At 43.1% G+C, this 20,982-nt stretch carries 25 protein-coding genes and 1 other RNA gene; 23 read left to right on the top strand and 3 right to left on the bottom strand.

Annotation, left to right across the window (positions count from 1 at the left end):
• The first annotated feature begins 79 nt into the window (after positions 1 to 79).
• The 14 genes from rnr (at position 80) to ABE547_RS01940 (ending at position 9,965) form a co-directional block, all read left to right on the top strand.
• Positions 80 to 2,239 carry a ribonuclease R gene (gene rnr, locus ABE547_RS02005; protein WP_347377197.1) on the top strand — a complete coding sequence of 720 codons (2,160 nt, stop codon included), beginning with the start codon at positions 80 to 82 and terminating at the stop codon, positions 2,237 to 2,239.
• Positions 2,220 to 2,687, top strand: coding sequence for an SsrA-binding protein SmpB (gene smpB / locus ABE547_RS02000; protein WP_235250607.1), 468 nt, complete (start codon positions 2,220 to 2,222; stop codon positions 2,685 to 2,687). The genes rnr and smpB overlap by 20 nt, the downstream gene beginning before the upstream one ends.
• Before the next feature lie 9 nt (positions 2,688 to 2,696).
• Positions 2,697 to 2,933, top strand: coding sequence for a hypothetical protein (locus ABE547_RS01995; RefSeq protein WP_347377196.1), 237 nt, complete (start codon positions 2,697 to 2,699; stop codon positions 2,931 to 2,933).
• A 3-nt stretch (positions 2,934 to 2,936) separates the two neighbouring features.
• Positions 2,937 to 3,527 (top strand): zinc-ribbon domain-containing protein, encoded by a 591-nt coding sequence (locus ABE547_RS01990; protein ID WP_347377195.1) that lies wholly within the window; start codon positions 2,937 to 2,939, stop codon positions 3,525 to 3,527.
• Between the two features lie 356 nt (positions 3,528 to 3,883).
• Positions 3,884 to 4,456, top strand: coding sequence for a recombinase family protein (locus ABE547_RS01985; protein ID WP_347377194.1), 573 nt, complete (start codon positions 3,884 to 3,886; stop codon positions 4,454 to 4,456).
• A gap of 7 nt (positions 4,457 to 4,463) precedes the next feature.
• Positions 4,464 to 4,733, top strand: a complete 270-nt coding sequence (locus ABE547_RS01980) for a hypothetical protein (protein ID WP_347377193.1) — start codon at positions 4,464 to 4,466, stop codon at positions 4,731 to 4,733.
• Positions 4,730 to 5,116 (top strand): hypothetical protein, encoded by a 387-nt coding sequence (locus ABE547_RS01975; protein ID WP_347377192.1) that lies wholly within the window; start codon positions 4,730 to 4,732, stop codon positions 5,114 to 5,116. The genes ABE547_RS01980 and ABE547_RS01975 overlap by 4 nt, the downstream gene beginning before the upstream one ends.
• Complete coding sequence (locus ABE547_RS01970) at positions 5,116 to 5,613, top strand: hypothetical protein (protein ID WP_347377191.1); 498 nt, start codon at positions 5,116 to 5,118, stop codon at positions 5,611 to 5,613. The genes ABE547_RS01975 and ABE547_RS01970 overlap by 1 nt, the downstream gene beginning before the upstream one ends.
• Before the next feature lie 53 nt (positions 5,614 to 5,666).
• A complete protein-coding gene (locus ABE547_RS01965) occupies positions 5,667 to 5,933 on the top strand; it encodes a PqqD family protein (RefSeq protein WP_347377190.1) in 267 nt (88 codons plus the stop codon).
• A gap of 73 nt (positions 5,934 to 6,006) precedes the next feature.
• Positions 6,007 to 6,906, top strand: a complete 900-nt coding sequence (locus ABE547_RS01960; protein WP_347377189.1) for an AP2 domain-containing protein — start codon at positions 6,007 to 6,009, stop codon at positions 6,904 to 6,906.
• A gap of 103 nt (positions 6,907 to 7,009) precedes the next feature.
• Complete coding sequence (locus tag ABE547_RS01955) at positions 7,010 to 7,225, top strand: helix-turn-helix transcriptional regulator (protein ID WP_347377431.1); 216 nt, start codon at positions 7,010 to 7,012, stop codon at positions 7,223 to 7,225.
• Positions 7,218 to 8,006, top strand: coding sequence for a DUF3169 family protein (locus tag ABE547_RS01950; RefSeq protein WP_347377188.1), 789 nt, complete (start codon positions 7,218 to 7,220; stop codon positions 8,004 to 8,006). The genes ABE547_RS01955 and ABE547_RS01950 overlap by 8 nt, the downstream gene beginning before the upstream one ends.
• 401 nt (positions 8,007 to 8,407) lie before the next feature.
• A complete protein-coding gene (locus ABE547_RS01945; RefSeq protein WP_347377187.1) occupies positions 8,408 to 9,202 on the top strand; it encodes a hypothetical protein in 795 nt (264 codons plus the stop codon).
• A 511-nt stretch (positions 9,203 to 9,713) separates the two neighbouring features.
• Positions 9,714 to 9,965 carry a hypothetical protein gene (locus ABE547_RS01940; RefSeq protein ID WP_347377186.1) on the top strand — a complete coding sequence of 84 codons (252 nt, stop codon included), beginning with the start codon at positions 9,714 to 9,716 and terminating at the stop codon, positions 9,963 to 9,965.
• On the opposite strand, the gene ABE547_RS01935 is transcribed toward ABE547_RS01940, so the two are convergent.
• A complete protein-coding gene (locus tag ABE547_RS01935; protein ID WP_347377185.1) occupies positions 9,938 to 10,363 on the bottom strand; it encodes an Hsp20/alpha crystallin family protein in 426 nt (141 codons plus the stop codon). The two genes, ABE547_RS01940 and ABE547_RS01935, sit on opposite strands and share 28 nt — an antisense overlap.
• A gap of 201 nt (positions 10,364 to 10,564) precedes the next feature.
• Here ABE547_RS01935 and ABE547_RS01930 point away from each other — a divergent pair, with 201 nt between their 5' ends.
• The 3 genes from ABE547_RS01930 (at position 10,565) to ABE547_RS01920 (ending at position 13,170) form a co-directional block, all read left to right on the top strand.
• On the top strand, positions 10,565 to 11,473 hold the full coding sequence (locus ABE547_RS01930; protein WP_347377184.1) for a LysR family transcriptional regulator: 909 nt from the start codon (positions 10,565 to 10,567) through the stop codon (positions 11,471 to 11,473).
• A gap of 202 nt (positions 11,474 to 11,675) precedes the next feature.
• Positions 11,676 to 12,200: a C-GCAxxG-C-C family protein gene (locus tag ABE547_RS01925; RefSeq protein WP_347377430.1), complete on the top strand. Its 525-nt coding sequence runs from the start codon at positions 11,676 to 11,678 to the stop codon at positions 12,198 to 12,200.
• Between the two features lie 49 nt (positions 12,201 to 12,249).
• Positions 12,250 to 13,170, top strand: coding sequence for a TDT family transporter (locus ABE547_RS01920; RefSeq protein ID WP_347377183.1), 921 nt, complete (start codon positions 12,250 to 12,252; stop codon positions 13,168 to 13,170).
• Positions 13,171 to 13,242: 72 nt separating this feature from the next.
• Here ABE547_RS01920 and ABE547_RS01915 read toward each other — a convergent pair whose 3' ends face one another.
• Both ABE547_RS01915 and ssrA read right to left on the bottom strand, forming a co-directional pair.
• Positions 13,243 to 14,613, bottom strand: coding sequence for a citrate/2-methylcitrate synthase (locus ABE547_RS01915; protein WP_347377182.1), 1,371 nt, complete (start codon positions 14,611 to 14,613; stop codon positions 13,243 to 13,245).
• A gap of 91 nt (positions 14,614 to 14,704) precedes the next feature.
• Positions 14,705 to 15,055, bottom strand: a transfer-messenger RNA (tmRNA) gene (ssrA, locus tag ABE547_RS01910).
• A 187-nt stretch (positions 15,056 to 15,242) separates the two neighbouring features.
• Between ssrA and ABE547_RS01905 the strand changes: the two genes are divergently transcribed.
• From ABE547_RS01905 to lpdA, 6 genes are read left to right on the top strand one after another with little or no spacing between them, the layout of a single operon-like run.
• On the top strand, positions 15,243 to 15,923 hold the full coding sequence (locus ABE547_RS01905) for a response regulator transcription factor (protein ID WP_347377181.1): 681 nt from the start codon (positions 15,243 to 15,245) through the stop codon (positions 15,921 to 15,923).
• Positions 15,920 to 17,422 (top strand): HAMP domain-containing sensor histidine kinase, encoded by a 1,503-nt coding sequence (locus tag ABE547_RS01900; RefSeq protein WP_347377180.1) that lies wholly within the window; start codon positions 15,920 to 15,922, stop codon positions 17,420 to 17,422. Before ABE547_RS01905 ends, ABE547_RS01900 begins: the two co-directional genes overlap by 4 nt.
• Before the next feature lie 39 nt (positions 17,423 to 17,461).
• Positions 17,462 to 18,067, top strand: a complete 606-nt coding sequence (gene hisH, locus ABE547_RS01895; protein ID WP_347377179.1) for an imidazole glycerol phosphate synthase subunit HisH — start codon at positions 17,462 to 17,464, stop codon at positions 18,065 to 18,067.
• Positions 18,068 to 18,081: 14 nt separating this feature from the next.
• Positions 18,082 to 18,843, top strand: coding sequence for an imidazole glycerol phosphate synthase subunit HisF (gene hisF, locus ABE547_RS01890; protein ID WP_347377178.1), 762 nt, complete (start codon positions 18,082 to 18,084; stop codon positions 18,841 to 18,843).
• 18 nt (positions 18,844 to 18,861) lie between these two features.
• Positions 18,862 to 19,530: a uracil-DNA glycosylase gene (locus ABE547_RS01885; RefSeq protein WP_347377177.1), complete on the top strand. Its 669-nt coding sequence runs from the start codon at positions 18,862 to 18,864 to the stop codon at positions 19,528 to 19,530.
• A gap of 13 nt (positions 19,531 to 19,543) precedes the next feature.
• Complete coding sequence (gene lpdA, locus ABE547_RS01880; RefSeq protein WP_347377176.1) at positions 19,544 to 20,971, top strand: dihydrolipoyl dehydrogenase; 1,428 nt, start codon at positions 19,544 to 19,546, stop codon at positions 20,969 to 20,971.
• Positions 20,972 to 20,982: the final 11 nt, after the last annotated feature.

The raw sequence follows: 20,982 nt of genomic DNA, 5'->3' as shown, positions 1-20,982 counted from the left end.
GGAAAATGGTGGGACACTCCTGTAAGGGAGTGTCTCTTTTGGTTAATGGGAGAAAAAGATAAGGGGGGACTGCGAAAGTATGGATAAGTTATATGAAAAACGAAAAAAAGTTGTCTATGACCTGATCTGTGACGACTTGTATGTACCCATGAAATTCAAGGAAATGGCCATTCTTCTGCAGGTCTCAAAAGAACAGAGGGATGATCTCAGAAAGATTCTTGAAGAATTGGAACTGGAGGGTAAGATCTATCTGTCCAAAAAAGGAAAGTACTGTAAGGGAGAGGCAAGGAGGCTGACAGGAACGTATCGGGCAAGCCTGAAAGGATTTGGCTTTGTTGTCATCGAAGGAGAAGACGCAGATGTATATATTGATGAAAAGGAAGACGGAGGTGCTCTGGACGGAGATAAAGTAGAGATTGTAATCATAAGGGAGCCGAAAGAACGCAGACGGGAAGGAAAAGTTGTACGGATTCTGGAACGGGGAGTTACAAAGGTCGTAGGGTTGTACCAGATGCGTCACGGGAAGAATTATGGCTTTGTGATTCCGGATAATCAAAGGATTGCACAGGATATCTTTGTGCCGGTTGAAAAGTCCAAAGGAGCAATGGATGGTCATAAAGTCGTGGTGGAATTGACTTCTTATGGTGAGCCTGGTAAGAAGCCGGAAGGAAAAGTGGTAGAGATCATTGGTCATGTCAATGATCCGGGAACGGACATTATGTCGATCGTGAAAGGATATGATCTGCCGGTAGGATTTTCGGAAAAGATCATGAATCAGGCCGATCGGGTTGCAAAGCCCGTAAGTGATGCAGACATGGCGGGGCGTAGGGATCTCCGGAACTGGCAGATGGTGACGATAGACGGCGAAGATGCAAAGGATCTGGATGATGCAGTGTCTGTGACGAGGGAAGAGGATGGATATCTTCTGGGCGTTCACATTGCAGATGTAACAAACTATGTGCAGGAGAACAGTGCGCTTGACCGGGAGGCAAAAGAGCGGGGGACCAGTGTATATCTGGTAGACCGCGTGATTCCCATGCTTCCACACAGGCTTTCGAATGGGATCTGTTCTCTGAATGAAGGAGAAGACCGGCTTGCACTCAGCTGTATCATGAAGGTAGATATGTCCGGACATGTAACAGACCATGAGATCGCAGAGACGGTGATCTGTGTGGATCGTAGAATGTCTTATACCAGTGTGAAAAAGATACTGGAAGACGAGGATGTGCAGGAAATCGAGAGATATCAGGAGTTTGTACCGATGTTTCGTCTCATGAAAGAATTGTCGGGGATCATCCGGGAGCGCAGAAAACGGAGGGGCTCTATTGATTTTGATTTTCCGGAGACCAAGATGATTCTGGATGAATCAGGGAAACCGATTGAAATCCGCCCTTATGACAGAAATGTGGCAACAAAGATCATAGAAGACTTTATGCTTCTGGCCAATGAAACGGTAGCTGAGGAGTATTACTGGAGAGAACTTCCGTTTGTATACCGTACACATGAAGCTCCGGATGAGGAAAAGATACGGGCACTTGCAACATTCATCAATAATTTTGGATATTCGATGCATGTGGGGACGAATGAGATCCGCCCGAAAGAAATTCAGAAATTGCTGGCGAAAGTAGAAAATACACCGGAAGAAGCACTGATCAGTCGACTGGCACTCCGCTCTATGAAGCAGGCAAGATACACGCCAGAGAATACCGGTCATTTTGGACTTGCAGCGAATTATTATACGCATTTTACCTCCCCGATCCGCAGGTATCCGGATCTTCAGATCCACCGGATCATCAAGGATAACTTAAGAGGCAGGATGACTCCGGAGAAAATGGAGCATTATCAGAGTATCCTTCCGGAAGTGACGAAGCATTCCAGCGAGATGGAACGGAGGGCCGATGAGGCGGAACGGGAAACGATCAAGCTGAAAAAAGTGGAATATATGCAGAAGCATATCGGAGAAGTATTTGAAGGAGTCGTATCCGGTCTTACCAAATGGGGAATGTATGTGGAACTTCCCAACACGATCGAAGGTCTGGTTCATGTTGTGAATATGACAGATGATCATTATGAATATGATGAAACACATTATCAGATGACAGGGATTCATACACATAAGGTGTATAAACTGGGTCAGAAGCTTAAAGTCAGAGTTACAGGTACTGACCGGCTGCTTCGGACAATAGATTTTGAGATTGCAGATGAAGGAGATATGAATTATGGCGAAAAGCAATGGTAAGATGGTTGCCAACAACAAGAAAGCATATCACGATTATTTTATTCTGGAAACGTATGAGACGGGAATTGCCCTGCATGGTACGGAGGTGAAATCCCTTCGAATGGGAAAATGCAGTATCAAGGAAGCATTTATCCGCATTGAAAATGGAGAAGTGTTCATCTACGGAATGCATATCAGTCCATATGAAAAAGGAAATATATTTAATAAGGATCCATTGAGGGTGCGTAAGCTCCTCTTACATAAAGCGGAGATCAACAAACTCATGGGCAAGACAAAAGAAAAAGGAATGGCAATTGTGCCGCTTAAGGTATACTTCAAAGGAAGTCTGGTAAAAGTAGAGATCGGACTGGCAAAAGGTAAGAAATTATACGATAAGCGTCAGGACATTGCGAAGAAGGATCAGCAGAGAGAAGCGCAGCGTGACTTTAAGGTCCGCAGCTTCGGTTAGGAGGATAAGATGGTACCAACGAAGAAAGAAGATCTGAGAAAACTGGTGACACAGACAACGATGGAAATATATGAAGAACTTACGCCTCAGCTGATTCAGCTGATTAATGAAACGAATCAGAATCCGTCACTTACAGAGGCGCAGAGGCAGGATGAGATATCGCTTCATATGATGGGATATGTCAAGTCCTGTACAAATGAGATCATGATTGAAGTACTGGCAGAGATTCTGGGATTGGAGGATTAAAAGATGGCATATTGTGTGAAATGTGGAAATAAAGTAGAGGACGGAACCAGGTTCTGTCCCAAATGCGGTGCTGAGATCCCGGTACAGACATCGCAGGAAAATGCCGGTGCAGGACAGAACACAGGACAGAATGCAGGAAATGGTTCTCAGGGAGGCTGCCGGCAGGGAAATACGCAGGAATATACCTATACGCAGAATACATATGAACAGAATACATATGGGCAGGGGCAGACACAGGAAGAATATTTTCCGCAGGAGGAAGTGCGACAGAATAAGGGGATGGGAATCCTGTCTTATTTTGGATTTCTGGTTCTGATTCCACTTCTTGCCGGGAATAAAAAGTCAGAGTATGTAAAACAGCACGTGAACCAGGGCGTTTCGCTGTTTGTGATCTCTGCGATTCTGGATCTGCTGGACGGTGAAGCTGTATTCGGATTGTATTCCTTTATCAACTTTGGAAATACAATGTTGTCCGGAATACTGGACGTTGCAGGCTTTGCAATTTTTATCATTGCGATCATGGGAATTGTGAGTGCATGCAAGGGGACGAAGAAAGAATTGCCACTGGTAGGAAATATTAAAATTTTCAAATAAATAATCCGGGATTTTTCGATTCATTAATTGATATAGTATGTGAAGTGAAAAAAGGACATTGTAATAGTATATTACAGGGTCCTTTTTTTTGTACTTTCTTATATTCTGAAGTATAGTTATATGTATAAAGGAATTTCAAGTGTAATAAAAAAACGAAAGAATTTATTAATAATATATTATAATTATTTTAAGAATTGTATTTTGGAATGAGGTGAATGGATTTTTTTTGTTTTATTGTGTAAACTCTCCCATCGAGTGGAATTCTAATGTGATATTTTCAGCGTTTGAATTTTACTTAATAGTAAAGAGGTCAAAACAGAGAAATGCGATCTGGTTTGGCTGGAAAGGAGAATGATTTGTCAGCTACATATGGATATATCCGTGTCAGTAGCCGTGATCAGAATGAAGATCGACAAGTAATTGCCCTGGAGGAGCAGGAGATTCCCAAACAGAATATCTTTATGGATAAACAGTCCGGAAAAGATTTTGAACGTCCTCAGTACAAAAGAATGGTATGCAGATTAAAAAAAGATGACCTACTGTATATTCATAGTATTGATCGACTAGGCCGAAACTATGAGGAAATTCTGGAACAGTGGCGTATCCTTACCAAAGAAAAAGGAATTGACATAGTCGTGTTGGACATGCCTCTTCTGGATACAAGACGAGGGAAAGATCTGATGGGAACTTTTTTAAGTGATATTGTTCTTCAGGTACTTTCTTTTGTGGCAGAAAATGAACGTAGCAACATTCGAAAGCGTCAGGCTGAAGGAATTGCAGCTGCAAAAGCAAGAGGAATCCGGTTCGGACGGCCGGAGATTCAGGTGCCGGAGTATTTTGGGCAAGTTGTAACGGCATGGGAGAAAAAAGAAATATTGCCGCAGCGGAGTCAGTGCGTTCTGGATAAACTGGAAAGGGGAAGTGTCTGACTGCGGTGTGGCAAACGACGACATTCACAGTCTTGAGAGGGAAAGCTTTGCAGATGCGTGGAAAGCAATTTCACGCTATACAAAAGAAGTACAGCTTTCAAAGAAGTGCAGCACCTGCCGATATCTTGGCATCTGTCCTGTCTGTGCCGCCGGAGCATACTGTGAGACCGGAGCAATTGATGGGGAACCGGAATATCTATGTGAATTCTGCCATTACTATTCAGCTCTTCTTCAAGAGGAACTTACACAGCTTAGGAAAGCGGAGGAATCACTATGAGCAGCGAAGCCTATTACCGGATTGCAGATATTGTATTACGCGTGGTATTTGATTTTGTTTTCCCGGCACAAAACAGTTATATGAGAGAGTTCCTTGTGGAGCCATGTGAACCCGACTATACATTAAGATTTTGCCAGACGGATAATATTCCTTCTTTCTTAGAGAAAACCCCTGTTTTTGTCGGAGAGATAGCCAAGTTCCATTACTATCAAAATCAGGAAGGGACGGAAGCCTGCTTTCATGTCCATGATGGATATTATCATGCCGTTACCATTCTGGGAACAGACAGTGGAGTCTGCCATTATCTGAGTGTGGAATGGCTGAAAGAGGAAATAGAACGGGGGAATCATCTGGAAAACTTTTTTGCATTGAAAAGCTGCTGATGAGATTTGATGCCATGATCCTGCACAGCTGTCATATACAAAAAGATGGGCAGGCGATTCTGTTCACAGCTCCTTCCGGTACGGGAAAATCAACGCAGGGAGATTTGTGGCGGATTTACAGAGGCGCAGAGATCATTAACGGAGACCGTACGATCATCCGCAAAAGAAACGGTACCTGGTATGCGTATGGTGCGCCGTTTTGCGGTACATCCAATATTCATCTGAATCGTCAGGCACCGATCAAAGCCATTGTCGTTCTACGGCAGGCACCAGAAGATCACGTAGAACTAATTTGCGGGCATCGAGCCTTTTCTGCAATTTACAGTGAATTAACAGTTAACAGCTGGAATGACGTATTTGTTCGAAAAGCCTTGAATTGGGTTACCGAATTATCGGAAGAAATAAAGATCTACCGTTTTCTGTGTACGAAAAATCCGGGAGCAGTAGATACGTTAGAGAGTGTTTTATATGAAGGATCTGCATTGAAGTCTGTGTAGATGATAGAAAGCGGAATATTATCCGCACAAAAAAGATGGGAGAATCAGAGACCATGAAAAGAAATAAAAATTTTATCCTCCGAAAGATCGCCGGGGAATCGATTATCGTTCCGACCGGGGAAGCTACTAAAAAATTTAATGGATTATTCTCGCCTAATCGCGTTGCAACATTTGTTTGGGAGCATATCGACGAAGTGGCTGATACAGAAGAAATGATCAGGCTTGTGTTAGAACATTTTGATGTAGATGAAGAAACTGCCAGAACGGATGTCGAGGGACTTATCAGAGAGCTGATATTAATGGGATTTGTAGAAGAGTAAAAACCGGGATGGCGGTAGAAAAGTTTCTTAAATATTTTATGGCTGACAACTCAATATACATGGAGATTGAGAAATGAGAGGGAACGACCTGACGGGAAAACGATTCGGAAAGTTAACGGTTCTGGAGCCGACACAACAATGTGTGCGGAATGCGGTAGTATGGCGCTGTCGCTGTGAATGCGGAAATGAAATTCTGGTGGAAAGCCGCCGGTTAAAGCCGGGCGTAATCTTCAGCTGTGGCTGTGAACCATCTGCCTACGATGGGGTCAAAGATTTAACGGGATATCATTTTGGGAAACTGCATGTCAAAGGCCGATCCGGCAATAAGGCAAAAGATGGAAATCCCCTCTGGCTCTGTCAATGTGAGTGTGGGAAAGAAATAGAGACAACAAAGCGGAGACTGATTACAGGCGGAGTGAGAAGCTGCGGCTGTGGGAAAAGACCGCCCTTAAAAGACTGGGTGGGAAAACGCTTTGGAATGCTTACCGTTCTTTCATACGTAGAAAAAGAAAAGGGATTTCATGTCTGGCACTGTCAGTGTGATTGTGGAAATACTGTGGATGTACGTCAGTCCAATCTGCAGAGCGGATGGACAACCAGCTGCGGCTACCAACGGAATCCTGCGAATCACATGCATTATGTGGACGGGACTTGTGTGGAAAAGCTTCAGACAGATACTATGTATAAGACCAACACAAGCGGAGTGCGGGGGGTGTACTATAACAAAAAACGTAATAAATGGATCGCACAGATTATGTTTAAAAAGAAATGCTATAATCTTGGCGGCTATAAGACGCTGGAGGAAGCTGCACAGATCCGTGCCATTGCAGAAGGAAAAATATTTGGAGATTTTCTGCAGTGGTATGAGATAGAATATCAGAAAAAAAGAAGAAAAAAACAGAGGAATAACTCATTTCTATACGTTAGGAAAAGAGTTGTTCCTTTTTTGTATAATATGGGAATTTCTTGTTGACAACTATAGTTGTCAATGCTATGATACATATGACAAGAAAAGTTGTCATAATGAAAAATAAAGTTGTCAATTTGACATTGCGTGAGGAGGTAGACGAATGGGATTGGAGAATCGCCTGAAAGAACACCGGGCCAGAATTAATGTGAATCAGACGACTCTTGGAAAGATGGCAGGAGTATCAAGGCAGACGATCAGTCAGATTGAGAGAGGAGATTATTCACCTTCAGTAACGCTGGCATTAAAGCTCGCAAAGATATTTCAGGTACCGGTAGAAGAGATATTCATATATGTAGAAGATGAGGAGAATAAAGATGAGTAGAGAAGTGAAAAAAGAAAAATCAAAGAAAATGAATTCTTATATTAAGATGCTGTTGTTTATGGCCCTGGGAGGTGTGATCGGAGGTGTCGGAGGATATGTGTCCATCTATTATGAAGATGGCGTTGCGGGAATGATGGGAGCATTATCTGGATGGATCACGAAGCATGTATTGATCATTATGGTTGTTCTGACTTTGATCGTCCTGATATTGTGTATACTCTGCTATTGGAAGAGTGGAATGATTATCCGCTCTATGGAAGGGCAGGAAGACGATGAACTGCAGGATCGTATGGATAAAAAGTTTGATTTCTGGGGAACCGTTGGAGTGATGGTTAGCAATATCGGTATGTGTCTGGGGATGATATTTCTGGCATTTTCTTTTCAACTGGACAGCAAAGGAGCTGCCGGCAGGATGCTGTACTGTGCAGTGCTGCTGATTGTATGCACTGCCATCTGTGGAATGTACCAGGTGGCTATGGTAAAGCAGATCAAACAAAAGGATCCGATGAAGAGAGGGGAGGCTTCAGATATTCATTTCCAGAGAGATTTCCTCGCAAGCTGTGATGAGGCAGAACGCAAAGTGATCTATATGGCAAGCTATAAGACGTTTATGTTGATGAAAACAATGCTGATGTTAGCTATAGTGATAGCAATGATCGGACATCTGATCTGGCAGACCGGACTGATTGCAGTCATACTTCTTGGAATTTGTTATGGACTTATGACGGTTACCTACGGGATCTATACAGTACGACTTCAGAAGTGCAGGCTGGATCTGTAGAAGAAGCAAACATATCTTTACAATTGGAACAGTAATATTAATCTTTGTGTTGCCCGGTATCATCCGGGCACATTTTTATGCTGCTCTCGATAAGATCAGCTTGTAAAAAAGCAGGAGAAGCATTATGATGAAAATACCATTTCCCGACAGGTCATCCGGCAACTACCATCTAATATTTCAAAAACGTATTCTATACATGCAAAATTTTGAAGAGAAATCCATCACAAAAACAAATGTCAAATTTATACATGAAAAAATCGAAGAAAAATACCATCAAGAAATCCAATATCAAGTCTATGCATGAAACTCAAAAAGAAAAATACCATCAAGAAATCCAATAATGAATCTATACATGAAAAGCCCCAGAAAAAATACCATCAAATATACGGAGGTTGATATATATGCTTGAACACAATCAATTTAAGGAATATTTAGTCAGGGAAATTGATGAACTGCAGGAAACCCAGAAGCAGTTGAAGGCCCGGTTGACCGGTGCACCGGAGGGAACGCTGAATCTTTTGCAAAAGAATCAAAATGTGCAATATTACATTTATAGGGAAGGCAGGAAGAGGCAGTATCTTTCCAAAAAGAAGAAAGATCTGGCGGCAGCACTTGCACAGAAAGCATATGACAGTAAAGTATTGTCTATCGTAGAGGCAAGATTAAAATATGGCAAACGCATGCTGGATGAATATCACGTGTCGATTGATGACATGTATCAGGCAATGCCTGCGGCGAGGCAGGCATTAGTTTCACCATGTATTCCGGCAGAAGAAGCATATGTCAGAGAATGGTATGAGAAGAATCCGGGCAGAGAAAATCCTTATCCGATTTTGCAGAAGATTTTTTCTGAGAGGGGTGAGCCGGTGAGGTCTAAGTCGGAAAAGATTCTTGCAGACTTATTTTACCGAAATCAGATTCCTTATGTCTATGAGCCGAAAGTATGGATGCAGGACGGTAGGATTGTATATCCGGACTTCCTGCTGTTGAATGTCAGAACCCGTAAGGCATACGTGTATGAACATTTTGGCATGATGGATAGTCCGGAATATTCCCAAAAAGCAAGTGAGAAGATCAATTATTATATGGAAAATGGATATCACTACGGAGATAGGTTTCTGTTCTCTATGGAAACAAGTAAGACTCCGTTGAATACAAAAACAGTGGAAAAGATAATTGTAAAATTTCTGATATAATATGAAATAAAAATAGGGTATATGAAAAAAACTGATGGAAGAGAAGTATTGTGAAAAGGGCCCGGTTTCTGATTCGTAACGGAAAAAAGATTGATTGCCAGAAAAGAAAATGGAATTATATATTTGCATGGTGGATGACCATGTATCCAATTCGCAGGTATATATTTTGGATGTGGTTTAAAATCAGAAAAATAAAATTGAGGATTCCTTCCGTGCTTTTTTGGCTGGCTATAGCAAAAGCCGCTGGCGGGCAACAGATAAGGTGTCTGGTGACTACCATCTTATATTTCAAAACGTAATCCATACATGCAAAATTTTGAAGAGAAATCCATCACAAAATCAAATGTAAAGTTTATACATGAAAAATTTGAAGAAAAATACCATCAAGAAATCCAATATCAAGTCTATGCATGAAATTCAAAAAGAAAAATACCATCAAGAAATCCAATAACGAATCTATACATGAAAAGCCCCGGAAAAAATACCATCAAATATACGGAGGTTGATATATATGCTTGAACACAATCAATTTAAAGAATATTTAGTCAGGGAAATTGATGAATTGCAGGAAACCCAGAAGCAGCTGAAGGCTCGGTTGGCTGATGCACCGGAGGGAACGCTGAATCTTTTTCCAAAAAAAAGGGTGCCGCAAACCATCTCAAAATCAGATGGTTGCGTCCCCTTTCCTAAAGAGAATCTGGTGCAGAGGATAACTTTGAAGAGCTATCCATGCTATTATTCAATGGTGATCATTTTAGGCTGATCTTCCGGCTTTTTGATCTCTTTCGGGAACTGCAGGCACAGGACACCGTCTTTAAATGCTGCCTTGATATCCTCCTGAGACAGTTCTTCTCCTACATAGAAGCTGCGGTTGCAGGTTCCGGTGTAGCGTTCTTTGTGGATGCATTTGCCTCTGGCTTCTTTTTCTTCCTTGGTCTCATTCTTGTGAGCTGTAATGGTAAGATATCCATCTTTGAGATCCGCTTTGATCTCTTCTTTTGCATATCCCGGAAGTTCCATCTCGATGATGTAATTGCCGTCTTTTTCATGGATATCGGTTTTCATTACCTGAACGGATGTGTTGTCATACCGACGGGTGAAGAATGGGTCATCGAACATCTCATCAAATAAATTATTAAATCCTCTGTTTGTAAGTAACATAAGTCATTCCTCCTTAAAATGTATCTGAATGTTTTAGTTGTTTTATTTGCTATAGTTATTATATAACATATATTGTTAGCACTGTCAATAGGTGAGTGCTAATTTTTTGAATAAATATGAGTGCTAATTTTTTTGATAAAAAAACAGAGGAAAATAAAGAAGAAAAATATGATATAATATGGAAGAGGTGATGAAGTAATTATGAATATCCGGGATTTGAAAGTATTTATAGTAGTAGCCGAGACACGCCATCTTACAAAAGCATCAAAACTTCTTTATATGACTCCGCAGGGAATCAGCAGAGTGATAAAGAATATGGAAAGCGAATGCGACTGTACGCTGTTTCTGAGAACCGGAAGCGGAATGGAACTATCGGAATGTGGAAAGCGTTTTCTGGAATATGCGAAAACCGAACTTGAGGAATATCATAACATGAGAAATGATATTCTGCGAATCAGACAGCAGGAGCATGGTGTGGTTGATCTGCTCTCTGCTTTTGGCATTCTTCGTCTTGTCACACCGGAATGCCTGCTGGATTTCAAAAGTAAATATCCGGAGATTGAGCTCCATTACAGAGAATGTCCGGACCTGCAGATCGAACGCTGGTTTCAGACAGGAGAGGGAAATGTGATGTTTACTCTGGCTCCGTGTGATGAAGAGCTGTATGAAGTGCTGGAACTGGAATCGTTTCCGGTCAAGCTTCTGGTCAATAAAAAACATCCCCTCAGTAGCAGAAGCTCTGTTACCATACAGGATCTGAAAGATGAACCATTATATATAGAAAGCCGGGAATTCAAGATTCATCATCTGATCGTTGATAAATGCCGCGAAGCCGGATTTGAACCGAATATCATGTTTGAGGCAAGCGGATTCAGTCTGTGCCACAAGATGGTCAGAGAAAATAAAGGGATCTCTGTTACGGTGGATTTTGTGTCGGATGATATGGGACATGATGATCTGGTGCTGATTCCGTTTTCAGACGGCATCTATGAATGGAAGATCTGTATGGTGACAAGAAAAAATGAATCGATAGGAAATGGTGTTGACATCTTTCAGAAACATGTAAAAAGCTGGATGGACAGAATTAATACAGGATCTATCACCAGATAATTGACAGATGGTAACAAAGTGTTGATAAGGCTCTGAAAATTTTACTTTTTCTACAAAAAAAGAAAAATTTTCAGAGCCGTTTTTTGTATTTATTTATAATTATAGTATATTTGAATATGTTTATAGATAATACTGATAAAGAAAAAGAAAGAAACTATGATAAAATATAAACAAATATATTGTAAGATCAGGAGGAAAAATGATGAATATTGGAGTAACAGAAATCAGCCCAAGAGCGGTACAGCAGGTGGCAGAGAAAAAATTTAAGGATGGTTATTATTGTTGTGAAGCACTGATCAGTGCAATTCGTGATGAATTTAAGCTTGATGTGCCGGAAGAGGTTATTGCAATGGCATCCGGTATGGCGGTAGGTGCAGGAAAGTCCGGATGTGTCTGTGGTGCATTTAACGGAGGAATTCTCGCATTGGGAATGTTTTTTGGAAGAACAGAGCAGGATGGTCCTACGAATCCGAAGAGTGTGAAATGTATGGAGCTGACCAAAGAACTTCACGACTGGTTCAAAGTGGCAAATCAGAAAAACGCAATCTGCTGCAGAGTTCTTACGAAGGAATTTGATAAAGGACGTGGAGAGCATAAAGAACAGTGCATTTTCTTCACAGGATTGTGTACATGGAAAGTGGCTCAGATTGTCTGTCGTGAACTGGGAATCAAAAATCTTGATGAGATCGATGAACCGGCACCGAGACGGGCGATTGCAGAGATCTGATCAGGGTTGTTGTGACAATTTTTATTGAGACAGAAAGGAATTCATCAATATGAAAGACATAATTAAAAAAGTTCCGATCCCTCTTTGTGGTGTTATGCTGGGATTGGCAGCGCTTGGCAATCTGCTGCAGAGCTATGGGGAAGGCATTCGTTCTGTGTGCGGTATTGTAGCGGCGTTCTTACTGATACTGGTATTGCTGAAACTGATCATGTTTCCGCAAATGATCAAAGAAGATATGCAGAATCCGATTATGGCCAGTGTATCCGGAACATTTCCAATGGCACTGATGCTCCTCAGTACTTATGTAAAACCGTTCATTGGACCGGCGGCAATGTATATCTGGTATTTTGCGATTCTTTTACATATCGTACTGATCGTTTATTTTACAGTGAAGTTTATTCTGAAGCTTCAGCTTCCGAAGGTGTTTGCAAGTTATTACATTGTATATGTCGGAATTGCAGTAGCGGCAGTTACGGCACCTGCTTATGAAAAGACCGGAATCGGATCAATCGCTTTCTGGTTTGGTTTTGTAACACTGATTCTTTTGCTTGTGCTTGTGACGATACGCTATGTCAAGTGTCCACAGGTTCCGGAGCCTGCACAGCCGCTGATCTGTATCTATGCGGCGCCTACAAGTCTCTGTATCGCAGGATATGTACAGTCTGTAATGCCAAAGTCAAGAGGATTTCTGCTGGCAATGCTTGCAGTAGCAACGGTTCTTTACCTCTTTTCACTTGTAAAGGCGATTGGATATCTGAAATTAAAATTCTATCCGAGTTATGCTGCATTTACATTCCCGTTTGTAATCAGCGCGATCGCTACGAAGCAGACGATGGCATGTCTGGCCAATATGGGAACACCGATGCCGGTGCTTCAGTACGTTGTACTTGTTGAAACGGTAATCGCAGTTGTATTTGTGGTATATACACTGATCAGATTCCTAGGATTTATATTTGCATCCAATAAATAAAGTACATTAGTAATTGAAAAGAGGGACGGCTGCAGAATGATATATTCCATTCTGCAGCCGTCCCATTATGTATTAACGTTCGTCTATGGCATGAAATTCGCTGTGTGTTCCTACATACTTATAAGCAGGACGAATGATCTTGCTTGCGTTGATCAGTTCTTCCAGACGGTGTGCACTCCATCCCGGCATACGTGCGATTGCAAAAATCGGAGTGAAGAGTTCCTGCGGAATACCCAGCATGGAATATACGAAGCCGCTGTAAAAGTCTACGTTTGCACATACGTTTTTAAAAAGCTTGCGATGTTCCATGATCATCTGTCCGGCCAGTTGTTCTACCAGTTCGTAGAGTGCGAATTCTTCCGTCAGTCCCTTTTCTTCTGCCAGAGCTTTTGCAAATTTTTTCAGAATGACTTCACGTGGGTCGGAAAGCGTGTAAACGGCATGTCCCATACCGTAGATCAGACCGGAATGGTCAAAGGCTTCCTTGTTCAGGATCTTCTGAAGATATGCAGACACTTCTTCTTCGTTGGTCCAGTCGCTGATGTGTGTTTTGATATCGGCAAACATGTTCTGGACTTTCAGGTTGGCACCGCCGTGGCGCGGTCCTTTCAGAGACCCGATCGATGCGGCAGTGGAAGAATATGTATCGGTACCGGAGGAGGTGACAACGTGTGTCGTGAAGGTTGAGTTATTACCGCCGCCGTGTTCTGCATGTAGAATCAGTGCAATATCCAGTACCTTTGCTTCCAGTTCTGTATACTGGCCGTCCGGACGAAGCATCAGAAGGATGTTTTCGGCCATAGACAATCCCTTTTGAGGGTTGCGGATCAGCAAAGTATCATCTTTACGAAAATGCCGGTAAGAATGATAGGAGTAGACCGCGATCAGAGGAAGCTTAGCGATCAGATCCAGGGACTGCCGAAGTACATTGGCAGGTGATATGTTTTCCGGATCAGAGTCATAGGTGTAGAGTGTAAGGATGCAGCGCTGCATGGCATTCATGATGTTTTCGCTGGATGCTTTCATGACAACATCTCTGAGAAAACGTCCGCTCAGTGTCTGCAGTTCGAACATGACATCCAGGAACATGTTCAGTTCTTCCTGATCCGGGAGTTTTCCGAACAGGAGCAGATAGATGGTTTCTTCAAAACCGTACTTTCTTCCACGCAGACCATTTATCAGATCTTTCACGTTAATTCCCTGGTAGTAGAGTTCACCGTCTGCCGGGATCATACGTCCGTTCACAAGGTTGTAGGCACAGACATCAGAGACTTCCGTAAGACCGGTCAGTACACCTTTTCCGGCAGAGTCACGGAGACCACGTTTTACGTCATACTCCAGATAAAGATTCGGATCGATCCGGTGGCTTTTCATAAGTACCTTCTCTAATTGTTCCATATTCACTTTCAGGCTTTCTGTCTGCTGCGATTCGTTTAGATTCATAATGTTGTTTTCCTGCATACTTGTTCCCTCATTTCAAAAATAATAAACGAAAAAACACCTATTACAATACGTCATCGTAATGGTGTTTTTTTAGTGGACCTGGCGGGAGTTGAACCCGCGTCCGAAAGCCCATCCATCGAAGCATCTCCCATCACAGTCATTATATTAACATTCCCTCCGTCCGTCACCTAATGACAGGTTACGGACTTTAGTAGCTTCATAAGTTCTTCCATTCCCTCAAAGCTTTGGAAACGAAGTGCTCCGCCTCGTTGAAGCCGGTGACCCAGGCAGCGGATGACCCGGGGCCGACTGCCGCCAAATTAGGCAGCGTACGCTAATTCTCTATTGTCTGCGTTTATATTTAATTGGAACTTTTATCGTAGTGTCCCGCTACGGATGGCTTCTCCAACTTCCAGACCCCCGTCGAAACCAGTACAAGCCCTGATATATGTGCTGTTGCTGGCTCGCAGACTGTCTTGCATCAGTTGAAATTAATTATATAGAATGAATGTTTTGTTTGTCAAGGTTTCTGCTTTATATTATTTCTTTTATTCTATTCACACAAATGACATATTTTCCTGTTATGATAGAAAAAATGAGACAATAGCGTCAATATGGAGGCGAATGACATGGATAAAGTAAAGATACTGGTGGTAGATGATGAAAGCAGAATGCGGAAGCTGGTTCGGGACTTCCTGGAAAGAGAAGGCTATACTGTTCTGGAGGCAGGCGATGGAATGGAAGCGATGGAGATATTCTATGAGGAAAAGGACATTGCACTGATCATTCTGGATGTAATGATGCCAAGGATGGACGGCTGGCAGACCTGCAGGGAGATCCGTGAATCTTCACAGGTTCCGATTATCATGCTGACTGCAAGATCAGAAGAGCATGATGAACTGCAGGGATTTAACCTCGGTGTGGATGAGTACATCTCAAAACCGTTCAGTCCGAAGATTCTGGTTGCAAGAGTCGGTGCGATCCTAAGAAGGGCTCATGCGATCGGATCAGAAGAAGAGCTGGATGCAGGAGGCATCGTGATCGACAAGGCGGCTCATCAGGTGAGAATCGACGGAAAAGAGATTGAACTTAGCTTTAAGGAGTTTGAACTGCTGACTTATTTTGTGGAAAATCAGGGGATCGCACTGTCCAGAGAGAAGATTCTGAATAATGTATGGGATTATGATTATTTTGGAGATGCGAGAACGATTGATACACATGTGAAAAAGTTAAGAAGTAAGCTTGGAGAAAAAGGAAATTATATTAAGACTATCTGGGGAATGGGATATAAATTCGAGGTGGAAGCATGATCTCTCTGAAAAAACGTATGGGCAGACATTCTGCAGGGCATTCGATCAAGCATCAGATGATCGCCGCTTTTGTGGGTTTGCTTGCCTGCATGATGCTGGCTCTTCTGGTTATCAATGGGAATTTCCTGGAGCCATATTATATCAGAAATAAACAGACACAGTTTATCGATATATACGGGAAACTGAATGAGGCAATTGAAAAAGGGACTCTGACTGATGAAAAAGTGGCGAACAGTCTGGTTCATCTTGCAGAAAAAAGTAATACTTCTTTTCTGATTCTGGACGAAAGCAGCGGAACGGTTTTTACAAATGTGTATGATAAGGATATGCTAAAGAATCAGATGTTTGGATATCTGCTTAATCAGGCACAAAAAGACAGTAAGGTTCTGAAGTCTACAGATGATTACCGGATCAGTCAGTCCTGGGATCCCTGGAACCAGAATTATTACATTGAGATGTGGGGATATCTCAGTGACGGGAGTCAGTTCCTGATTCGAAGCCCGTTGGAAGGAATCAGGGAAAGTGCGGCGATATCCAATCGTTTTCTGATTTATATCGGTAGTGTGCTGATTCTGTTGGCCGTAATCTTTATCTGGTATTTTTCCAAACGGATTACTGATCCGATCCATGAACTTGCCCTTTTGTCGGACCGCATGGCGAATCTTGATTTTGATGTAAAATATACCAGCGGAGGAAAGAATGAGATCGGAGAACTGGGCGAGAACTTCAACCGGATGTCAGAAAAGCTGGAAAGTACGATCTCAGAGCTGAAAAAAGCGAATAACAGCCTGAAAAAAGACATTGAGCAGAAAGAAAAGCTGGAACAGATGCGCAATGAATTTCTTGGCAATGTATCGCATGAACTTAAGACACCGCTGGCATTGATCCAGGGATATGCAGAGGGGTTAAAAGAGGGCGTCAACGAGGATGCACAGAGCCGTGAGTTTTACTGTGATGTTATCATGGATGAAGCAACAAAGATGAATCAGATGGTAAAAAACCTTCTGACGTTGAATCAGCTGGAATTCGGAGATGAGGATATCTCGTTTGAGCGGTTTGATCTGACAGAGCTGATCAGAGGAATTCTTCAGAGCATGGAGATTCTTGCACAGCAGGAGGAGGCAGAAGTCATCTTTCGCCAGGAAGCTCCGGTCTATGTATGGGCGGATGAATTCAAAGTGGAACAAGTGGTACGTAACTATGTAAGCAATGCATTTCATCATGTGAGCGGTGCGAAAGTAGTAGAGGTGAAGATCCTGACAGACGAAGAAAAGGCGAAGGTCACCGTCTTTAATACCGGTATGCCGATTCCGGAAAAAGATATCCCTCACATCTGGGATAAGTTTTATAAAGTGGACAAGGCACATACCAGAGCGTATGGAGGAAACGGAATCGGCCTTTCTATAGTAAAAGCAATCATGGAGTCTTTCCATCAGAAGTATGGAGTGAATAATTATGATAACGGTGTTGAATTCTGGTTTGAACTTGATGTAAAATAAAACAATACAGTACCAGATGAAGAAAGGCAGGTTAAGACATTGATTGCAATTATTGATTACGATGCAGGAAACATTAAGAGCGTGGAAAAAGCCATGCAGTTGTTGGGACAGGATGTGACGATTACAAGAGACAGAGAGACAATTCTTAATGCGGATAAGGTGATCCTTCCGGGAGTAGGAGCGTTTGGAGATGCGATGGAAAAGATCCATCAGTATGGGCTTTATGAAGTGATTCATGAGGTGGTCAGAAACCGTACTCCATTTCTTGGAATCTGCCTTGGACTTCAGCTTTTATTTGAACGAAGTGATGAGACACCGGGAGTTGAGGGACTTGGAATATTAAAAGGGGAGATCTTACGGATTCCGGATCAGGAAGGCCTTAAGATTCCACACATGGGATGGAACTCTCTGGAATTTCATAATCAGGGAAGACTGTTCCGGGGACTTCCGAAGGATCCATATGTATATTTTGTACATTCCTATTATCTGAAAGCAGAAGATGAAAGTATTGTAACCGCAACGACGCAGTACAGTACAAATATTCATGCTTCTGTGGAACAGGACAATGTGTTTGCGTGCCAGTTCCATCCGGAGAAGAGCAGCGATGTGGGAATTCAGATTCTGAAGAATTTTGTGGAATTATAGACGGAGGGGACAATATGCATACAAAGAGAATTATTCCGTGTCTGGATGTCAATAACGGACGTGTAGTAAAAGGCGTGAATTTTGTGGATCTCAGAGATGCCGGGGATCCGGTCGAGATTGGAAAGGCTTATGATAAGGCGGGAGCAGATGAACTTGTGTTCCTGGATATTACTGCATCTTCCGATGCAAGGGAAACTGTGGTAGACATGGTACGCAAGGTTGCGGAGACGGTGTTTATCCCGTTTACGGTTGGCGGAGGAATCCGCACGGTAGATGATTTCAAAGCACTTTTGAGAGAGGGTGCAGACAAGATATCAATCAACTCTTCTGCAATCAATACACCGAGGCTGATCTCAGATGCGGCAGAGAAGTTTGGCAGCCAGTGTGTTGTCGTTGCGATTGACGCAAAGAGGCGTGCGGACGGAAGCGGATGGAATATCTATAAGAATGGCGGCAGAATTGATGTGGGAATCGATGCGCTGGAATGGGCTGCAAAGGTGGAAAAGCTTGGGGCCGGAGAGATCCTTCTTACCAGTATGGACTGTGACGGTACAAAAGCAGGATACGATCTGGAACTGACCAGAGCGATTGCAGAAGCGGTGTCAATTCCGGTCATTGCATCCGGAGGCGCCGGAACGCTGGAGCATTTTTATGATGCACTGACGGAAGGAAAGGCGGATGCAGCACTGGCAGCGTCTCTGTTTCATTATAAGGAACTGGAGATCCGGGAAGTAAAAGAATATCTGAGAGGAAGAAACGTGTCTGTACGTTTATAGATATGAAGGGACAAAACGATGGCAGCAATTAATAATGACTGGCTGGAGGCTCTCCAGGGAGAATTTAAGAAGCCGTATTATAAAAAACTATATGAAACAGTAAATCAGGAATACAAAACGCATCAGGTGTTTCCGCCGGCAAATGATATATTTAATGCATTTCATCTGACTCCGCTCCATGAAGTGAAGGCAGTGATTCTGGGGCAGGATCCATACCATAATGTCGGACAGGCTCACGGATTGTGCTTTTCAGTTCAGAAGGGTGTGGATATTCCCCCTTCTCTTGTGAACATCTATCAGGAACTGCATGATGATCTGGGATGTACGATTCCGAATCATGGTTGTCTTACAAAGTGGGCCGGACAGGGAGTACTGATGCTGAATACCGTTTTGACGGTGCGGGCACATCAGGCTAATTCGCACCGTGGAATTGGCTGGGAGGAATTCACGGATGCTGCGATTATGGCACTGAATGGGCAGGATCGTCCGATTGTCTTTATCTTATGGGGTTCTCCGGCACAGCGGAAGGAACGGATGCTGACGAATCCGAACCATCTGATCCTGAAAGCACCACATCCGAGTCCGTTGTCTGCATACAGAGGTTTTTTTGGAAGTAAACCATTCAGTCAGGCAAATACGTTCCTGAAAGAGCATGGAGTGGAGCCGATTGACTGGCAGATTGACTAGAGGGGGAAGTTGTATGGAAAAGCAATATGATCTTGTAATCATCGGAGCAGGTCCCGGCGGATATGTGGCCGCAAAAAAAGCAGCAAAGCTGGGAATGAAGGTTGTGATCATTGACAAAGGAGAGATTGGCGGAACCTGTATCAACAGAGGCTGTATTCCGACGAAGGCACTTGTACATGCCGCAACCTTGTATCATGAGATGAAGGAATGTGAAAAATTTGGACTGACGGCGGAAAAGGTGGGATTTGATCTTCAGAAGATCTATGAGTATAAAGATGATTCTGCTGCAAAGATGCGGGAAGGACTTGAAAAAGAATTTGCTGATCTGGGAATCACATCGGTAAGAGGACGTGCAACCATCCAAAGCGACCGCAAAGTGAGAGTAGTCACGCAGTCTCAGGAAACGGTGTATTTTACAGGAAAATATATTTTGATCGCGACGGGTGCAAAGGCACGTATGGTAGATATTCCGGGAATGGAGCTTCCCGGTGTTATGACAAGTGAGGAGCTGCTTACATCCAATGAGAGCCGGTACAGGCGACTGCTGATCCTGGGAGGCGGTGTGATCGGGATTGAGCTTGCAACCGTGTTCAATGCTCTGGGGAGTGAAGTGACGATCGTAGAATTATCAGACCGTCTGCTTCCGAACATGGATGTGGAGTTTTCCGATACTCTGGAAGAGATACTGACCGGAAGAGGCATTCATATCTATAAGGAGAGTATTCTTGAAAAAGTAACGCAGAAAGAACAGGGCCTGGAATGCAGATATGTGTACCGGGGAATCAATCAGCATGAAGAAGTGGATGCGGTTCTGGTATCGGTAGGAAGAACAGCCAATACAGAAGGGCTGTTTGATCCGGATGTCCCGATCCGGACTGAGAATGGAAGAATTGTTGTAGATGACTTTTATATGACCAGTATGAAAGGAATCTACGCGATCGGGGATGTGATCGGAGGAATCCAGCTGGCGCATGTAGCGTCCGCGCAGGCTGCGTACGTGGTGGAACGTATGAATGATCTTCAGCCATCGGTGATCATCGAGATGGTGCCAAGCTGTCTGTTTACACCGATATCAATCGTTCCAAGCTGTCTGTATACAGATCCGGAGATTGCATCTGTGGGAATTACGGAAGAAAATGCAAGAAAGAAGGGAATTCCTCTTCGCTGTGGAAAGTATGTGATGGATGTAAACGGACAGGCGGTTATCTCACAGGAAAAGCATGGATTTATCAAGCTTTTATTTGCAGCGGACAGTGATGTGCTTCTTGGAGCGCAGATGATGTGTGAGCGTGCAACGGATATGATCGGCGAGATGGCGACTGCGATTGCGAATGGTCTTACGTCTGCTCAGCTGATGTATGCGATGCGGGCGCACCCGACATTCAATGAAGCGATCTCCTGTGCAGTCGAAAACAGCAGGGAAGATCAAAGGCGCTGGTAGTGAAATTCGAA

The organism is Dorea sp. YH-dor226 (genome assembly GCF_039832105.1).
Classification (GTDB): domain Bacteria; phylum Bacillota; class Clostridia; order Lachnospirales; family Lachnospiraceae; genus Dorea_A.
This window is presented reverse-complemented; position numbering and strand designations above follow the sequence as displayed.